Source organism: Aquimarina spinulae (assembly GCF_943373825.1).
Taxonomy (GTDB): domain Bacteria; phylum Bacteroidota; class Bacteroidia; order Flavobacteriales; family Flavobacteriaceae; genus Aquimarina; species Aquimarina spinulae.
Genome location: NZ_CALSBP010000003.1, coordinates 302,985 through 320,566, shown reverse-complemented (window position 1 = coordinate 320,566; position 17,582 = coordinate 302,985). Strand labels below are relative to the sequence as shown.

The following is a 17,582-nucleotide window of genomic DNA, read 5'->3' as shown; positions in this document are numbered from 1 at the left end:
AAAAATTAGAAGTGAATAAATGAATTTAGTTTTCATAAAGTATTTAAAATTAGTTTTTAATAAGCCTCTTTTAAAATTGTTGCCACAATTTAGATTATAAAATGTGAAAAATGTATAAAAAAAATATAATTATTAGTTTTCAGACTTATTTATTGTTTTAAAACAACACATTTCACATTACTGTTTTACCTGTATGAATGAGTAGCATTAAAGAAATATGTGTAGTAATTTAAGGTTATACATTTTTATAGTCTTGAATAGTACTAAGCAAAGCTTGTAAGGTTAGATTTTCTTCTATTGCAGAGCTTGGTGAAATTGTACGATTAAGATCTAATTGTCCTTCAGATACTATTAACTTGTTACTTTTGATAATGGTAGTTGTAATTATAGAAGCCTCTTGTAATTGAGCATTCGATATGCTTTTTTGGGTTTCTTGTGATACCAAAGCGGTTTGTTTGAGTTGATTAAAGTAATTAACAACTTCTGAAGCTGTTAATTCATTTTTCTCTGTATTAAACTTTATAGTGTTATAATCAACACGATTTTGGATACTGGTAATTACAGAATCAATAGTTTGAATTAACTGGTGTACAGTATTCATAGGGTTTTATTTCTTTTTTTATTAGAAAAATTGATTACTTGCGATTTGTAAAAGTTATCTTAATCATTATTCTTTCATAGCGACTTTACCTCCAAAATTCACCCCCCAATTGATGCCGAATACTGTAACCAAATTATCATCTACAGGAAAATCTTTTCCAAAGCCACCAATTAATGTAATATCTTTTGAAAGTGTATATTTTAAAGTTCCTACAGAACGCTCACTATTTATGCTTCCGTTACGAGAAATATATTCGTATGCCAGTGAAAATCGATCTATTTCTAGTTCTACTTTTGCCCCCAAATCCCGATAAAACGTTTTAAAGAATTGGTCATTCGCATCAATATTAAATTCATCCTCAATATACCTGGCAGTTACTAATACATTTAGATAGTTATTTCGTTCACTATCTGACCCTTCATTTAGAACCAAACTTCCTTGTCCTGTAATCCAACTCCCTAAGCGATTAGCTGTGCCAGAATCTATTTTATCTCCCTTAAACAATGCACTATATCCAATAGCACCATCTACACTAACATAAGGTTTAACTGTTTTTTTAAACTCTTTTAATTGTGGGCGTATTCTCTCTTTTTCTTTTTTATAATGCTCGATAATGGCTTTCTCTGCTATTGCTCGTTTTACAGGATCATCTCCGCTAGCATCTGCTAATACATCAACAGGAGGATTATCTAGGTTTTTAAGGATATTACCAACTTTTTTTGCTTCTTCATATATTTTGTCTTTATCATAAAAACGTAACAAAGTTGTACGTAATCCTACTGCATAGGTTTTTCTTTTACCAACAATACCTTCAAATTCTTTATCAACATAAGCAAAAGATAAAGTTGTCGTGTTTAACCCTCTAAATGGTTTTTGTTTCACCGCTCCTGTAGTTTGATCCTCTTCTATACCTATATATTTATAATAGGTTCTGTTCTTACTCTTTCGATTGATAAAAAAGTAAGGAGCTACTTCTATAGAAAAGCTTTCTCCAAAATTATTGAATACGTGTAGTGCTAATGCTTTAAGATTAGTAGGTGTATAAATTTCTGTTGGAGATTCTCCTACTAATAAAAAAGCAGGAGAACTTGGATTACTCATCGTAAAATCACTCAAGTTTTGATCCGTTTTACCTTCTTGTGTCCAACCAGAGAATGATAGGCATACACATAGAATTATATATAAGATAGATTTGTAGTTCATTGTTTTAATTTTTTACTAATTCAACAACAGTAAAAACAATAAAAAACTCATCGTCAATTTTCAGTTTTTTACCCTCATAACTTTGTTCATTTTCATCATCTTTTAGAGTAATCTTAAAAACTGTATTTTCTAAGATTGGATCAATGTTTTCATCGGTTACAAAGCAATTTGTTACTACATTAAGTTTTTTATTTACGATATTAGTACTATTACCTAAATTCGTAGAGAAGTTGTACGTGCTACTCTTTTTTAAGATCTTACTATCTAATTTAACATTGGTACCTACCAAGGCTTCGGTACTAATCTTTAGATTAAGTTTTACCTCAGAATTAGTACTCATTTTAAATGTTTTCATGGTTATATATTTATATTTTGTAGTTGGTTTATTAATTTACTAGACTGTTTTCAGTGTATTACATCAAAAATACCAATAAAAAGGTGTTTTTGATATGAGATTCGGTGTTAATATTTGTAGATAAAAGACATTTGATCACTTTGCTTTTTTAGGAAAAAAAAGAATCTCGATCCATCTTTCCATAGTTAATACAAAATAGTAAAGTGAAATCGTTACTGTCATTAATATAAAGAAGATCACAAAAACCCATTTGAGCCTAACAAACCAATAAAAAACAGAAAACATATTGGATGTGTTTTTGCTAGTGTTATTACCAATCATATCCACTAAATACAAACCAGATACATTTTCTATACTATCAAATACCCCGGGGATAAAACAAATTATAAAAAACCAAGGGTTAAGTGTTAAGCTTAAAGTGTTCTCAAAAACTCGCAGCGAATAATAGAAAAGAAATGAATATGCTATAATAAAAACAAAATCATAATATGTATTATTCTTGAAATACAGTGGATTTTTTACTAATTCATTAAATTCTATTAAAGAATTAGAAAATTGAATATTGATAAGATTCTCAACTTGTATTGATGGAATATATGCAAACAAGATACCTAATATTACAACTAGTACTACACTGATTTTCCATAGGTTACTATAAAATCTTAACTTTTTCATTAATTCAGGTTTTTAATTTTTTCTTCACGTATATCTTTATAGGCTTTCCAGTCAAATTGTTCAATTTGCCTGATCGCAGCATCAACACCTTTATTAAATAGCTTTGCCTTTTCTACATCATCCATCCAAAAGTCTAACCAATTATGATCTTTTGTATCTACGGTCACCACCCTTTTCTCGATTTCTTTATTATTAAATAGAAAATCATTATCATAAAAATTTCTGAATGTACTTATGAATGATGTGATATATCCAATCAATGTAATATCTTCTAGTTTTTTTACACTCTTCGATGGATCTTTATTTTCTTTTTGATCACCTACAATTCTCTCACTAAGAAGAACACCAAACGTTGGAAATCTTGGCACTACATTGTCTTTTCTATGAAATTCTCGAATAGGGAAATTAGAGAGCATTCCCCCATCTACAAACCTTGCATTAAGTTTTACTGAATTTTCGGTATTCTTATCATTTTTGTAGTGTTCTTTACCTGGAGTAAAATTTTTATAAATAAAAGGAATTGACATTGTCGCTCTTAAAAAAGCTGCTGGTTTTATATTTCCGGGAGAAGTCCAATAATCATCTGCTCTCTCAGGAAATTTCACAATACGATTATGAGTCAAATTAGAAGTAATTAGTACTAATCTTGGTTTATCACCTTTTTTAGCTTTCACCAATTGCACCTGTTCCATTCTTTTTGTGAGGTCATTTTTGGTTTCTATTTCTATAGATAATAGAAGGTTTTCTGCCCAGCTATAAAATCTTTCCCCAGTATTAATACCGAAATCCTTGTCTAATATTTTTACAAAAAGGATATAAATAAATAGTAGAAGTGCAGCTACATTTAGCGTTCCTATTATAAAATCAAAAAGTCGTAGTTCTGTTCCCGAGATTCCATTTGCTATATTAAAAATAATACCAAAAAGACTATATATACCTACGAGAAACCCAATAGAAAAAACTCCTAAAAAAAGTTTTAAAATAATAGACTTGTAATTTCTAAGTAATTTTTGCTGTAACCAGCCTATTATTCCATTTTTCTCCATGAACTTGCTAAAATCTGTATTTGCAATGATATGAGTAAGGATTTCGGATTTAGTAGCCTGATGTGATTTACCATCATATTGAAATTTTGAATCTTCGGTATATATGGCATCAGGAATAGACGCCAAAAATAAAGCATTGATTGCTCCAGCACTTGTTCCTCCGTGACTATAAAAACGAATACCTATCTTTTCCATAATGTAAGTATACCCTAATAACGCAATTCCGTACATTCCACCACCCTGCTGAACCAAATCGACAACTGATCTTTCTATAGATTTTCCTGCATAATTCTCATGAACAGTGGCATCGGATATGAGCTCTTTTTTTATAAGACCATCAGCAGTAAATTTGTTCTTTAATTTACGTTTTGGGTTATTAATTGCATTTTCTAAAATTTCGTTTGCTGTAGTAAAAAAACGAGTTGTTCTTTTTAGATTTTTTTCATCATGTAGGGAAATATTAGATGTAGTAGAAAAGCCCCTTATGATTTGTTCTTGTATATTCATTTTAGAAATTACTTTTTATTACTATAAAATCGGGGTAATATTACAAAACGATTGAAGTATTTAAATTTAATGAAAATATACATCTAAAAAAAGAGGTGAATCCCCCTTATTTTTGATGTATAAAGATCTTTACTTATAGTTATAAATAAATACCCATTAGAAGGTATTTATTGTAGAAAGAGAGTGGGTATTTAATAAAGATACTCCCACAGCAAATATCTATGGGGTATCTTTATTAAATAATCTCAACAAAAGCTTATTTATTATTGTTTAACTAAAAGCTCTTGCAGATTGTTTTCAATTTTTCTGTCGATTAGTTTATTCAATGGGTCAATACCTGCTTTGATTGGTTTTTGATCCACAAGAATTTCTAATTGCATTATCCGATCCGTAATTTTGTGCTTCTCTAAATAGATTAATTCTTCTTTTCCGTCAGACCCTTCTCCATATACTCCAATATCAATCCAGTCTTGTATTGGTATTGATTTTTCTACTCCTGTACTATCAATATGGTATTTTATAACATCTAACGTTAGGTTCACTTCATATTTATTTTTTGAAAGCTCTTCATATACTCCTGTGGTTGCCTTATTTTCATATAGCGTTACTTTTTCGAATAAATCAACAATAATATACTGCAGATTATCTGGTGTAACTTCTCTAAAGTAATCAAGTAAATCTATTGTAGTTGGATATCTTTCTGTCTTTGTTTTTAATAAGCCATCGTAGCTGTTCCAATCTCTAATAAAATTTCTTAAAGCGAGATTTACGCTATCTTCTCCAATATAATCCTGCAATGCATATAGATTAACCAATCCTTTACCATAATGAATATATTCTTGCCCAGATTCTACTAGCGACAAAGGCATTTCGCTTATTTGTTCTCCTGCTCTTCCGGTTAGATAACGGTTCATTTGTGTTTGAATAAATTGTCTTACTTTTTCTTCGGGATAAGCTTCTTTTAGTACCATGATAGCAGAATATTGAGCCAAAGCTTCAGATATCATTGATTTTCCTTGCACAGAGGCAGGGTTTACCTGGTGCCCCCACCATTGGTGAGCCAACTCGTGGGCAGTTACATAAAAAGCCATATCCACATCGTGTTCGTCATCAATATCCATCAAGAATCCGATACCCTCAGAAAAAGGTACTGTATTAGGGAAAGATTGAGCAAAAATTTCATACCGAGGGAATTCTAATATTCGCATTTGCTTGTATTGATAAGGCCCGAAATGGGTACTAAAATAATCAAAAGACATTTTCATTCCTTTCATCATTCTTTTCAAATTGTACTCATGTCCTTTATGATAGTAAATTTCAAGATTAACAGCATTACCTAAACTATCATGAGTAGGTATCCACTTATCTTTTAATACTTCATACCTGGCAGAAACAATAGAATAAAAATTAGACATGGGTTTATCCATTTTATAATGAAAATAACTACGATTGTTTTCTTTCCATTTTTTCTGTAAATATCCGGGAGCAATAGCGATTTGACCGTTATCAGTACCTATAACCATTTCAAAATTAATTTCTTCTCCATCACCTTTAGACAATCCTTCTTTAATCGCGTGCGAATCATCTCTTTTGGCCCTTCTACTTCTGGGTTTTAGGCCATGTTTCTTGCGCTCATTATCATCGCGTAATTCATGACTTCTATTATACCCTAATGTTGGGAAGTGAAAATTATCAAAAAATGTTCCGTTATAAATAATTCTTGTGTCTGATTTCTCAACAAAACCATTTGTAGTAAATGTTTGTTTAAACTCCATTTTAAGAGAATCTCCAGGTTTCAGAGGCTCGTTTAATGTATAGATATAATAACTATACTCTTCATTATCATTATTTATCGTAGCTCCTTTTTCAAATTTTATATATTCGATTACTACCTGATAATTTGGTAATTTTTGAATATGAACCTCATTAATAGCTGTATCATGAGTATTAGTCAATATATAATACCCTTCTACTGTATAGTCTCTATCAGATGGAAAAAGATCTACTTTTAGGTTTACATCTACAATCTTTGGTTGTGGCAAATACTCAAAATGTTTCAGTTTTTTCTCATAATTTACCCTATACATGTTCTCTTCCTTCGGAAATGAATATTCATTAATAATATTTGTATTATAAAAAATGTAACTTCCTAATAAGGTAAAGATTACAATAGTAATAGTTCCTAGCTTTATCAAAGGTTTGGTCAATCGTTGTTTACTTAGTTTCCAACGCTTTTTCATTTGTGTTTCTGTTCCCCGTACTGAAAAAACAACTGCAACAATAAATAGAATAATAGAAAACAATATCCAATATATTTTGAAACTTATATAAGGCCATAAAAAATGTCCGTAACCATTCATATCTGAATATGTTCCTAAATCACCTCCACCAAAAGCGTATAATCCATGATCTAATTTTAATACTTCTAATAAAATAAAAGCAACAAAGAAGAAGATAACAACCATGATATGTCCTAAGAATTTATGATTTGTTAACACCTGGAAGAAGAAGGAAATAAATGTTAAAAGGATAAGAAAAGGGAAAATTTCAATAAAAAACCCTATAAAATAGACATCCAATTCATAGTTGTAATACCCACTAAGAGTTTGAAAAATAATACCAGAAAGTATTAGAACTACCATTAACACTACATATATAAGCATAAGCCCAATAAACTTACCAGCCAAATTGATAAGATCAGACATAGGGATAGCATCATAAATACCGCTTATTTTCGTGTCTCTCTCTTTCCAGACAAGTTCCCCAGAATAAAATAAAAGAATCATTAAGAAGAAATATATCGACATTTCCTGAAGTTCTTCTACTATAATATATGTGGCAGGATAGCTATTAACACCATAAGAGGTTCCTAAATTAATAGAATTAATAAATATTATACTCATCCCACATAGAACAATGGCCCAGAAAGAAGTTTCTTTAAGAATTGATTTAAAATTAAATAAAACGTGCTTCCAAAATTGAAGTATACTAGCTTTGGTACCAAAGTATAAATCAGCCTTAGGAACTAGACTATTCATATTGTTTACAGTAAACTTGTTTTTCTCCTCAGAAATAGCAATTAATTTCTTTTTTGAAGCTTTGCCTCTAATCAAATTGAAATTAAACTTATAGTACCCTATCGCCAAAGTAATTATTCCTATTGCTATCCATAACAACCTGTTGTATAGCAGTACTCCTTCTACAGGAAGCATTAATGTACTTTGTTCTGTTTTGGTCCAGAATTGAGTTACTATACTAATAGTTTGAAAAGAAAATGGGTCAAGAAGAGCTGCAAAAAAACGATGATCCGGGTTTCGTAATAATGTAAGCGTTACGATATACGCCATTAACAAAAATACCCCCTGAATATATACAACCATTAATTTTCGGCTTAAAGCGCCTCCAACATAGAAAACTGCCCCGCAAAAGAATATATTGGGTATCACCAGATACAAGAAAGGTTGTAAATAATGCCAGAAATTGAAAGGTAACATGATATTTACATCACGCCATGGCATAAATTGACCTAGCATAAGTCCAAAAAGCAGGCCACTGAAAATAAATAATAATATGATGAATGACCCTATAAAACGCCCGATGAGATAATCTCGTTTTTTGATAGGATTTATAAACATCAGAGATTCCATATTATGATCAAAATCTCTTAAAGCAGCTACTCCCATGATCATAGAAGTAATCATCGTAAAAAAAGCTGAGACAATTGCCATTATTCTTGCTATATCCTGAGGAGAATTTGTGCCCAAGGCTCCAGAATTCCTATTCATGAGAACATCTGCTGCCACAATAGAAAATAAAAACACAATAGCAAAGTATATATACGTATCAGGCCGTTTGGCTCTGTACTTTATTTCGAATTTTAGTATTTCGTACCACATAATGTTGTTGAAATTAGATTGAAATGAAAAATATTAGATCTGTCTTATGATAATGGTAATGTATTTTGATATTGATCTCCACCAAAAATCTGTGAGAAATACACATCTTCTAAATCTGCTTGAATAGGTATAAATCCATCTCCCGGATCGTTATCACTAAGAACATGAATGATGGGTTTACCTAACAAGAATTTTTCTGCAATTACCACATGATGCTGTTTGTAACTCTCTAATTCATTTTTCTCGATTATCTTTTTATACACCCTGTCTTTTAATTGCTCGATAGCATGTACAGGATTTCCTTTTAGAAGTACTTCTCCCCGATTAACAATAGCCATATCGGTACACAATTCTTTAACATCATCAACGATATGAGTAGAAAGGATAACGACCGTGTTTTCGCCTAATTCGCTTAATAAATTATAGAATCGATTTCTTTCTGCTGGGTCAAGACCAGCGGTAGGTTCATCTACGATAATAAGTTTTGGGTTAGAAAGTAATGCTTGTGCAATACCAAAACGCTGTTTCATTCCTCCGGAAAAACCACCCATATTCTTCTTTCTATGCTCATACAAATTCGTTTTATGTAAAAGTGCCTTAACCACCTCTTTTCTTTCCTTAGTATTTATTAATCCTTTAAGCACGGCCAAATGATTCAGTAATACTTCTGCAGATACCTTAGGATATACTCCAAACTCTTGTGGTAAATACCCTAATACCTTTCTTAATTCATTTTTTTGAGTTAATACGTCCAAATCCCCAAAAGTGATTGTACCTTCATCTGCTTCCTGAAGTGTAGCAATAGTTCGCATTAGTGTAGATTTCCCAGCACCATTAGGTCCTAATAATCCAAACATTCCCGTACCTATTTCGAGGCTTAGGTTGTTAATGGCTTTTACTCCGTTTTTATATGTCTTTGTTAAGTTTTTTATGACTAATTCCATAAGTGTTCGTTTTTTGATTGAAATTGTAAAATGAGATATACAATGCTATGTTATTTTTTAGCTATTAATTTTCTTCGGATACTATAGGGAGCTCCTCTCCAGAAAGAGTTCCGCGAGTAAATTCACCAGATTGCCACAATAGAATTTCACCCATCTTTCCACTTTTCATATTTGCATCAATTACAATTACTTTTCCCTGGTAACGTGTTTCTATCTGTCTATGTGTAGTATGACCAACAATGATATGTGTAACCGCAAAATGTTGTAGTAATTGATCAATTTGTTTTGTAGTAGCCAGTTCACCCTGAAAATATCCTCTATAATAGATGGGACCATTATTTCTATGTAGAAAAGTACCAAGATCATTACGTGCTTCGGGCAATTCACTAACGACCAATTGTTGTTTGAATTCTTTATTAATTTGATCTATTGATAATCCTTTTGATACGAGATCAGGGTGAAATCCACCATGGGTAAATAAAAGGTTGTTTATTTTAACTAAAACAGGTCGTGTTCTTAACCAATCCCCCAGAACACTGCCTTTAGCAAAAAGAGATTCTAAAGGTTTACCTAGTATATTTGCGATGTCTTTGTATTTAGGATGCACAGAGCGTAGATTCCCATTAAGAACCATTACATCATGATTTCCTAGTAATACATGTAGTTTTCCTCCTCTTTTTTCTGCTTGTTTTTCTAAGTCATATAAAAACCATAATACTTCGGTTACATGAGATCCCCGATCAAAAATATCACCGGTAACTATAAAATGACCATTACCAAAGTTCCATTTTTGATTCTCATCGATAATACCATTGCGTTGTAATAATTGTATAAATACGTCGTATTGCCCATGAATATCACTAATAGCAGCAATTTTAAATTCTCCATTGTACTCCAACATTTCTACTTCAGCAGGATTGTCACCCCATAAAGTGGCTTTCATACCTTTGTATTCAATTACCTGAGGAGTTTTATTGCTGAATTTTTTGGTATATTTTTTTCCTTCATTTATCCAAACAGCAATACGTTCTGTTTCAGATTCGGTTACGTAAGGACCATCAGAAGGTTCTTTATAAGGCACTTTTAGTACTTCTAAAATATCTCTGATGTTATCTTCTATTGCTATATCGATAGCTGTGTATTCGTTATGAATTTTAATATTGGGATCTGCACCATGGTTTATTAGCATTTTAACCGCTTCTTTATCTCTACTTTTAATGGCAATTGCCAATGCAGTTTGTTTTTTACTACTCACATAATTGATTTCTGCTTTATGATCTATAAGTTCTTCAATAATTGTATAGTTTCTATATGCTACCGCATACATTAATGGTGTAATACCATCAGAAACTAAATTTGGGTCTGCACCACGATTCAATAAATATTTGGCGATCTTATGAGTTCTATCGTTTTTTATAGCATACAAAAGCAGCGTATATTCTTTATCATAGCTTTTATTGATATCATTACCTTTATCTAAAAAAACGTTAACACCTTCAACATTACCGAGTTTAATATTTTGATGAATATCATTTGAGTTTTTACCCGTTTCTGTTGTATTGAATCGTTTCCTAATCTGTTCCTCGGTCAACCCCCGAGCCATATTTAATGTAAGTTGTTTTCCACTTTTAGAACTCCAGATACCTGTAATTCCTTTTTCTGAAATTTGACCAGAATAGCTTCCTTCAGAATGTATTTCAAAATCAAGTGTTGTATCGGTAACAACAATATGCTGCATTGGTAATGTTGCCACTCCCTTAGAGGCCGGCCCCATAAAACCAATTAGTTTGCCTTGATCCGATTTTTCGAAGCGCCAGATAATACCAATTGATTTATTTTCATTAATAACGATATTACCATCCCAGTTTCCTAGGATACTGTCACTGGGAATTTGCTCTTGAGCTGTGGTGACCGTACTAAATATTAGTAGTAGTATGAAAGAATAAACAAAGTTAAATACGTGTGTTCTCATAATGTATGAATGAAATTTATAATGGTTAGTATTTGTAAGACTGTTCATTTTGATTGAATTATTTGATCAAACATAATAGTCAAACCAGGTAGTATTATGATAAATGTGATAAGCTTGGTTTGATTAGGGACACAAAGGCTTTTGACAGGTATTAAGTGACTTCATCACACTTTTCTCGAAGTTGAAACCTGTATAAGGTATGTTTATCAACTTCTTTGGTTGTACCATTTTATTACCCTAGTTTTGGGTATATGATGTTATTATTTAGAAAATATAGACGAACGATATTCTCCCTTGGGATATCCATTTTTTTATGGTTTATAGGAATAATCTGTATGGCTTCAGGTATCGAGCTTACAGGTGCCTTATTCGTTTTTTTGGCAGTTAGTAGTATTGGGTATTTACTGCTCTCCTGGTTATTCAATAGAAAAAAACAAAGAAATTCCTCTCGACTATGGTCAAAAAATGAAATTAGAATCACCACATTCCTAACGGGATTAACATGCTTTATCGGAATATTTGAATCTCACCCAAATCAACCCGTATTTACAGCAGTTTTTACTTTATTATTTATTTATATTTTAATCTTTGGTATTGTACTTATCAGAAATTACTACCTCCAGAAAAAAGGAGCTCCCACTATTTCTAAATCAGTGATACAAAAACTAATCTTTTGGTCTTTTGTAATAGGCGGAGGAAGAGTTTTGATATTACTCGAAGAATATGAAAACAATGATGCATTGGTTATTATAGTCTTTATCTATTTTCCATTGATCATTTTTTTAACAATTCGATGGGTTTTCAAACAAATAAAATCGATTTTAACTTTAAAAAATGAAAAAGCAAAAACCGAACTATTGCATTTAAAAAGCCAGGTCAACCCACATTTCTTTTTTAATATGCTTAATAACTTATACGGTTGGGTAGATAAAGATTCAAAAAAAGCAAAAGAATTGATTCTTAAGCTGTCTGATATGATGCGATATAGTATTTATGATGGCCAAAAAGACGTGGTTACGCTGGAAGAAGAAGTATCATATCTAAAAAATTATATAGAATTGCATAAGATGCGTTATCATAAAGCAATAAAAGTTAATTTTAATCTCCAGATTGAAAATGAAGGATATAAAGTGATGCCTTTACTATTTATTATACTTTTAGAAAATGCTTTCAAGCATGGTGTAGAAAATTTAAGAGAGAATGCCTATGTAAATGTTAATATGATTGCCAAAGAAAATGAAATATATTTTGAAGTGGAGAATAATTTTGATCCTTCAGAAAATACAGAACAACCAGGAATTGGTTTAAATAATCTGGAGCGAAGACTTGAACTCGTTTATCCTAAGAAGCATTCTATATCCTATACCGTAACAGGAGATGTTTATAAAGCGCAACTAACACTAAATCAATTATGATCAAATACTTAATTATTGATGATGAACATATAGCTCATGATATTATTAAAGGATATTGTGATTTATTACCCAATATGAAATTGATGAAGAATTGCTATGATGCATTAGAAGCATTCGAATATTTAAGTAAAAATCAGGTAGATTTAATTTTTCTGGATCTCAATATGCCTAAATTAAAAGGTTTCGAATTCTTAAAAACATTACCTTCACCACCCAAAGTTATTGTAACTACGGCCTATAAGGAATATGCTCTAGAAGGTTATGAACTTAATATCTCTGATTATCTGCTAAAACCTTTTGGTTTCGAGCGGTTTTTAAAAGCAATAAACAAAGCAGTAAGTTCCTCTACCCGAGTACAACCTCCACCCGAAATAGTCGGAAATAGTACTACAGTAGAAACAATTTTTCTTCATAGTAACAAAAAATATATACAAGTAGTTATTGATACTATTCAATATATGGAAGCTGCAGGAAATTATACCAAAGTAATCACCACAACCGAAACGATAACCGTTAGAGAAAAAATCTCTGATTTGCTACAATCATTGCCTAAAGATTATTTTTTACAGGTTCATAAATCATTTGCAGTGGCCGTAAAGCACATTAAAAGTATTGAAGGAAATAGAATATCTATAGGTAATGATGTTATTCCTATTGGGAAGATCTATAAAACAAATATTATCCAGTTATTGAAGTAATAATCGCTACAGGTTAAACAAAATTATGTGTTTTATAAGAGCAATTAAGATGTTGATAGATTAGAGTTACTCATTCCAAGCAAAATTCTACAAATCATATATAAACAAATCCCTAACACAGGAGTAATTAATGTATTAGATATCCCGTGAAAGATTAATCCTGGGGCAATTCCTCCTGTTTTTCCAATAAAATAGAAACTGTGCATCAGCCCCAATAATAAAGACAAAACACTTAGAATAAGTACCCAAAAAGCAGCACTACCAATTTTTAGATTGTGATGCTTTACTAACTCCTGGTTTTTCTCATCCTTTTTAGTTTTTAGTTTTTTGAAAAAATGATACCCCGCTATAGCAGTACATATGCAAAAAGCAACGATGAATTTTAAATCTCCACTGGTAATAAATTCTGAAAAAGGCATTCTCATGACTGTAAAATTTGTATTTATACCCTATCAAATTTAATAGCCAAAGTGGTTGCTCTTAAAGTTTCATGATAAACGACAAGATTAAATGGTGTTTTAACCGATTAATCTATTTTTTTAGTCATTTGGTATATGATTAATGAAATGAAAGATTAAAAGCCTTACTATTCAGTAAGGCTTTTACAATTATTTTTTTGAACTCTTATAATTTTAGACGCTTTATTTGTTCATTATAGAGTATTATATCTGTACTAATTTCATTATTACTTCTTAAAAATCAACTGGTCTTACTCTATTAATAACCTCTGCGCTTACCCAATAAAAGTTTGATAATCCACCTTCTTCGTTATATCTACCAAAAAATAAAAATTTACCATCTGGAGTAATACTAGGGCATGTTTCAGCAAAATTAGAATTTACTTCATTTCCAAGGTTAATTGGTTTTGACCACGTTCCGTCTTTCTTCTTAAAATAGACATATATATCGCTTTTTCTTTGATCATCTTCTTTGTTTCTAGCATTTACAACTAAAAAATCTTGAGATGGAGCAATAAAACCGTGAAAACCAGATTCAATTCCAACTTCGTGTACTTGAGGAAATTTGCCATTTTTATTAGGCGCATAATACATTTTTCGTTTTGATACATTGGTATAAAAAAGATCTCCATTTTTCGCTTCATTCGAATAAAAAACAAAATCATCATTTATAGGCGAATCAAGCTGTATAGCATCACTCCAGGAATTCTCAAAACGGTTTACGTACCAAGTTTTAACGGATTCTTTATGGTGAGGCGATGTAAAAGAGTCATGAGCAGCAAAATGAATCCTTTTACCATTAGGGCTAACAAATGGATGCATTTCTCCGACTTTTTTACCTTTTGTAAAATTTGCTTTTTTAGGATTTGTCCATTTTTTGTTTTCGAATTTTGAAAAATATACACTTGGATCTTCGTCTTTTTTATTAGCGGAGAAATACACTTCATCTAAATCAGGAGAAAATGAAATACCATGTTCATATCTTCCATTTATTGAAATAATTCCGGGAGCAAAAATTTCGGGAATTAAGCCCGGTGGTTTTTGTCCAAAATAAGTCCCTTCTGTAGTTAGTGAATCACTATTATTTTTATTCTGTTTTTTAGTATTGCAAGCATTTAAAAGTAATGCAAATACCAGTGTCAAAAATATAAAGTTGTAATTTCTCATTGTTATAATGTTTTGTACTATATAAATAATACTATAGTTATGTAACCGATTAATTTCTATTACTTCGTTGTACTCGTCTGGTTTTGTGCCCCGATTTACCATTAAACTTGTATACAAAACTCAATGACCATCTCGCACCATTACGACTTCTCATCTGGTTTACAAAAAAATCTGTACCGGTTATCTCTTCTCGGGTTTTACGACTATCAAAGACATTACTAACATTAAATATCAAATTCGCCTTATTTTTAAATAACTTTTTACTGGCTCCCAAATTAAGATATGAAATTGATTTTCTTTTAGATTGAGCATTACCTCTTTCTCCCTGGTAATTAAACCTACTTTGAATTGAAATTCCATGTTTAAGTCTTATTCTAGTACTTAGAGAAGTCTGCCAGGTTTCGTCAGAGAAGTCCAGTTTTTGTGTACCAGCGATACCTTCCTGGCTAAAACGATAAGCATTAAAATCTCCATTAAAACTAAGCCATTTTAACGGCTTATAAGAAGCTGAAAGCTCAAAACCATATCGTTTTTCTAGATCTAAATTGATAATTGTACTTACAAAAATACCATCATCATTCTGAGTAGTGTACCATTGTGTATCATCTGTAGTATAGGAATAGTAAACACTAGGGTTTATTGTAAATTTTGTTCCTTTTTGTAAAAGGGATACCTCTACAGCATCCGTAAATGCAGATTTTAATGCTGGATTACCAAAAAACCGAGTGTTAAAATCTTCAAGCTCAGAAAATGGATTTAACTGCCATAGTGAAGGCCTGTTTATTCTTTTGCTATAACTTACTTGAAAATTTGTGTTTTCACCAATAGCATATCCTAAGTTTAACGTAGGAAACAAATTAGTGAAAGCGTTAGTGTTATTAAAACTCCCTTCCTCATCTTTGATCTTAATATTAGTATCTTCAATTCGTAAGCCTAGTAAATAGCTAAACTTACCGATCTTACTTCCGTATTGAACATATCCTCCAATAATTCGTTCGTCATATGCTATCTCATTATCCAGATTATCTAATAATTGATAATTATCATTTACAAGTTCTTCGGCAATAAATCCATCGGTTACATGCCTGTTTTCAAATTTGGCCCCGATTTCCAGTTTTGTTGTTTCTCCAAAGGGAGTTACGAAGTCAGATTGTAAAACAATATCATTATTCTTATTTGTAGATCTTGTTCTCAAATTTGATATTGGAGTCATTACGGGAGTCTCTTTTTGAGTTCGAACATTCCATTTTTTTGTACTATCCCAGAAATCATACTGTAGGTCAAAAGTTAATTTCCTTCCTTCTTTTGCAAAGGTTTTGGTATAATTCATTTCAAGCTGGTTATAAGATCTTTTTTCTTTAGAATTTCCTAGCGTAGTCAATATACTATCAATTGCTGTCGTAGCAGAGGTATATCCATAAGAAAGTAGCGTTTCATCAGTATCTTCAGTTTGGTTTCTATAAAAAGCAGCTGTGATAGCATTGTTTTTATTTAGATAGTAGTCTGCACCAACATAAATTAGTTTTCCATCATCATGCCTGTCTTGATCTTCACGTTGGTCTAGATATACAGTGGTGTTATTTCTAATCGATCTTTGTTGTTTGGTATACTCTCCTTCGTAATCTGTATATCGAATTCCCGCATTAGCAAAAAAATTAAACTTTTGTGCTTTATAACTAAAACTACCATATAATCTATAATCATCTGGAGTTCCCACAACAGCTCTTAATTGTCCTGTTAATCCTCCTTTGGTATTCTTCTTAAGAATAATATTAATGATCCCTGCCGATCCAGAAGCATCATATCTTGCAGAGGGAGTAGTGATTACCTCTATCCGATCTACATTATCAGAAGGGATTTGTTCTAATGCCTGTGCAGATGTTAAGCCAGAACGTCTGCCATTAATCAAAATAGTAACATTGGCATTACCTCTTAATTGTACCGTTCCTGATGGATCTACTGCAACCGATGGTACATTACCTAATACATCTGTAACCGAACCACTTTGTGATAATATATCTTTACCTACTTTAAATACCTTTTTGTCTAAACGTAAAGAAACTTGTGATACCTCGGTAGTAATTTTTACTTCATCGAGCGAAACTGTTTCTTCCAATAATAGGATTGGTTTTAGATTTATTTTTTGACGAGTTTCTTTGATCTCCAATGGTTGTGAGTGTGCTTTAAATCCGGTATATGTTACCTCTAAGTTGTAATTTCCGACAGGAATGTCCATAATAATATACACTCCTTCTTCGTTGGTTATTACTCCTTCAATTAATTGCTGTGTCGCATCTTTTAAAACTACTGATGCAAATGGTAACCCTTCATTTGTCACGTTCTCAATTACTTTTCCGGTAACTTCTGCTTTTCCTGTTTTTGATTGTTGTGCCATAGTATAGGTTATTGAAAACCATACTAATATTAAGCCTTTTAAATTCTGTCTCATCTGTTTTATGTACTTGTTTTTTTAATTATCAGATGGAATTACCAATATTCATTTAGATTTTTATTTTAATCTAATAGATCATGGTATATCACATACTGTCGATTTTTAATTGATAGAGTAAAACTCGGTTTTAGTCAGTATCTTTTCAAGGTATTTTTGATCAACTGCTCTATATATCATTGAACAGCTCTAAGAA

At 31.4% G+C, this 17,582-nt stretch carries 13 protein-coding genes; 2 read left to right on the top strand and 11 right to left on the bottom strand.

Annotation, left to right across the window (positions count from 1 at the left end; translation table 11 throughout):
• Positions 1 to 235: 235 nt before the first annotated feature.
• The 8 genes from NNH57_RS24115 to NNH57_RS24080 all read right to left on the bottom strand — a co-directional run bounded on the left by NNH57_RS24115 (position 236) and on the right by NNH57_RS24080 (position 11,199).
• Positions 236 to 601, bottom strand: coding sequence for a hypothetical protein (locus NNH57_RS24115; RefSeq protein ID WP_074406208.1), 366 nt, complete (start codon positions 599 to 601; stop codon positions 236 to 238).
• A 66-nt stretch (positions 602 to 667) separates the two neighbouring features.
• Complete coding sequence (locus tag NNH57_RS24110; RefSeq protein ID WP_074406209.1) at positions 668 to 1,804, bottom strand: hypothetical protein; 1,137 nt, start codon at positions 1,802 to 1,804, stop codon at positions 668 to 670.
• 4 nt (positions 1,805 to 1,808) lie between these two features.
• The gene (locus NNH57_RS24105; protein ID WP_074406210.1) at positions 1,809 to 2,159 is read right to left on the bottom strand and encodes a hypothetical protein; all 351 of its coding nucleotides are present in this window, start codon (positions 2,157 to 2,159) and stop codon (positions 1,809 to 1,811) included.
• Positions 2,160 to 2,294: 135 nt separating this feature from the next.
• Positions 2,295 to 2,834: a hypothetical protein gene (locus NNH57_RS24100; protein WP_108809234.1), complete on the bottom strand. Its 540-nt coding sequence runs from the start codon at positions 2,832 to 2,834 to the stop codon at positions 2,295 to 2,297.
• Positions 2,834 to 4,387, bottom strand: a complete 1,554-nt coding sequence (locus NNH57_RS24095) for a patatin-like phospholipase family protein (RefSeq protein WP_108809235.1) — start codon at positions 4,385 to 4,387, stop codon at positions 2,834 to 2,836. The genes NNH57_RS24100 and NNH57_RS24095 overlap by 1 nt, the downstream gene beginning before the upstream one ends.
• A 263-nt stretch (positions 4,388 to 4,650) precedes the next feature.
• Positions 4,651 to 8,283, bottom strand: a complete 3,633-nt coding sequence (locus NNH57_RS24090; RefSeq protein WP_108809236.1) for an ABC transporter permease/M1 family aminopeptidase — start codon at positions 8,281 to 8,283, stop codon at positions 4,651 to 4,653.
• A gap of 44 nt (positions 8,284 to 8,327) precedes the next feature.
• Positions 8,328 to 9,227, bottom strand: coding sequence for an ABC transporter ATP-binding protein (locus NNH57_RS24085; RefSeq protein ID WP_074406214.1), 900 nt, complete (start codon positions 9,225 to 9,227; stop codon positions 8,328 to 8,330).
• Between the two features lie 64 nt (positions 9,228 to 9,291).
• Positions 9,292 to 11,199 (bottom strand): ankyrin repeat domain-containing protein, encoded by a 1,908-nt coding sequence (locus NNH57_RS24080; RefSeq protein WP_159099334.1) that lies wholly within the window; start codon positions 11,197 to 11,199, stop codon positions 9,292 to 9,294.
• Between the two features lie 335 nt (positions 11,200 to 11,534).
• On the opposite strand from NNH57_RS24080, the gene NNH57_RS24075 reads away from it, so the two are divergent.
• Both NNH57_RS24075 and NNH57_RS24070 read left to right on the top strand, forming a co-directional pair.
• Complete coding sequence (locus tag NNH57_RS24075) at positions 11,535 to 12,614, top strand: sensor histidine kinase (RefSeq protein WP_108809238.1); 1,080 nt, start codon at positions 11,535 to 11,537, stop codon at positions 12,612 to 12,614.
• Complete coding sequence (locus tag NNH57_RS24070) at positions 12,611 to 13,312, top strand: LytR/AlgR family response regulator transcription factor (protein ID WP_108809239.1); 702 nt, start codon at positions 12,611 to 12,613, stop codon at positions 13,310 to 13,312. The genes NNH57_RS24075 and NNH57_RS24070 overlap by 4 nt, the downstream gene beginning before the upstream one ends.
• 44 nt (positions 13,313 to 13,356) lie before the next feature.
• Here NNH57_RS24070 and NNH57_RS24065 read toward each other — a convergent pair whose 3' ends face one another.
• From NNH57_RS24065 to NNH57_RS24055, 3 genes are all read right to left on the bottom strand, one after another.
• Positions 13,357 to 13,737, bottom strand: a complete 381-nt coding sequence (locus tag NNH57_RS24065; RefSeq protein WP_132066023.1) for a hypothetical protein — start codon at positions 13,735 to 13,737, stop codon at positions 13,357 to 13,359.
• Between the two features lie 267 nt (positions 13,738 to 14,004).
• A complete protein-coding gene (locus tag NNH57_RS24060) occupies positions 14,005 to 14,937 on the bottom strand; it encodes a PD40 domain-containing protein (protein WP_074406218.1) in 933 nt (310 codons plus the stop codon).
• Between the two features lie 49 nt (positions 14,938 to 14,986).
• Entirely contained in the window at positions 14,987 to 17,386 is a 2,400-nt protein-coding gene (locus NNH57_RS24055; protein ID WP_108809241.1) for a TonB-dependent receptor, read from the bottom strand.
• Positions 17,387 to 17,582: the final 196 nt, after the last annotated feature.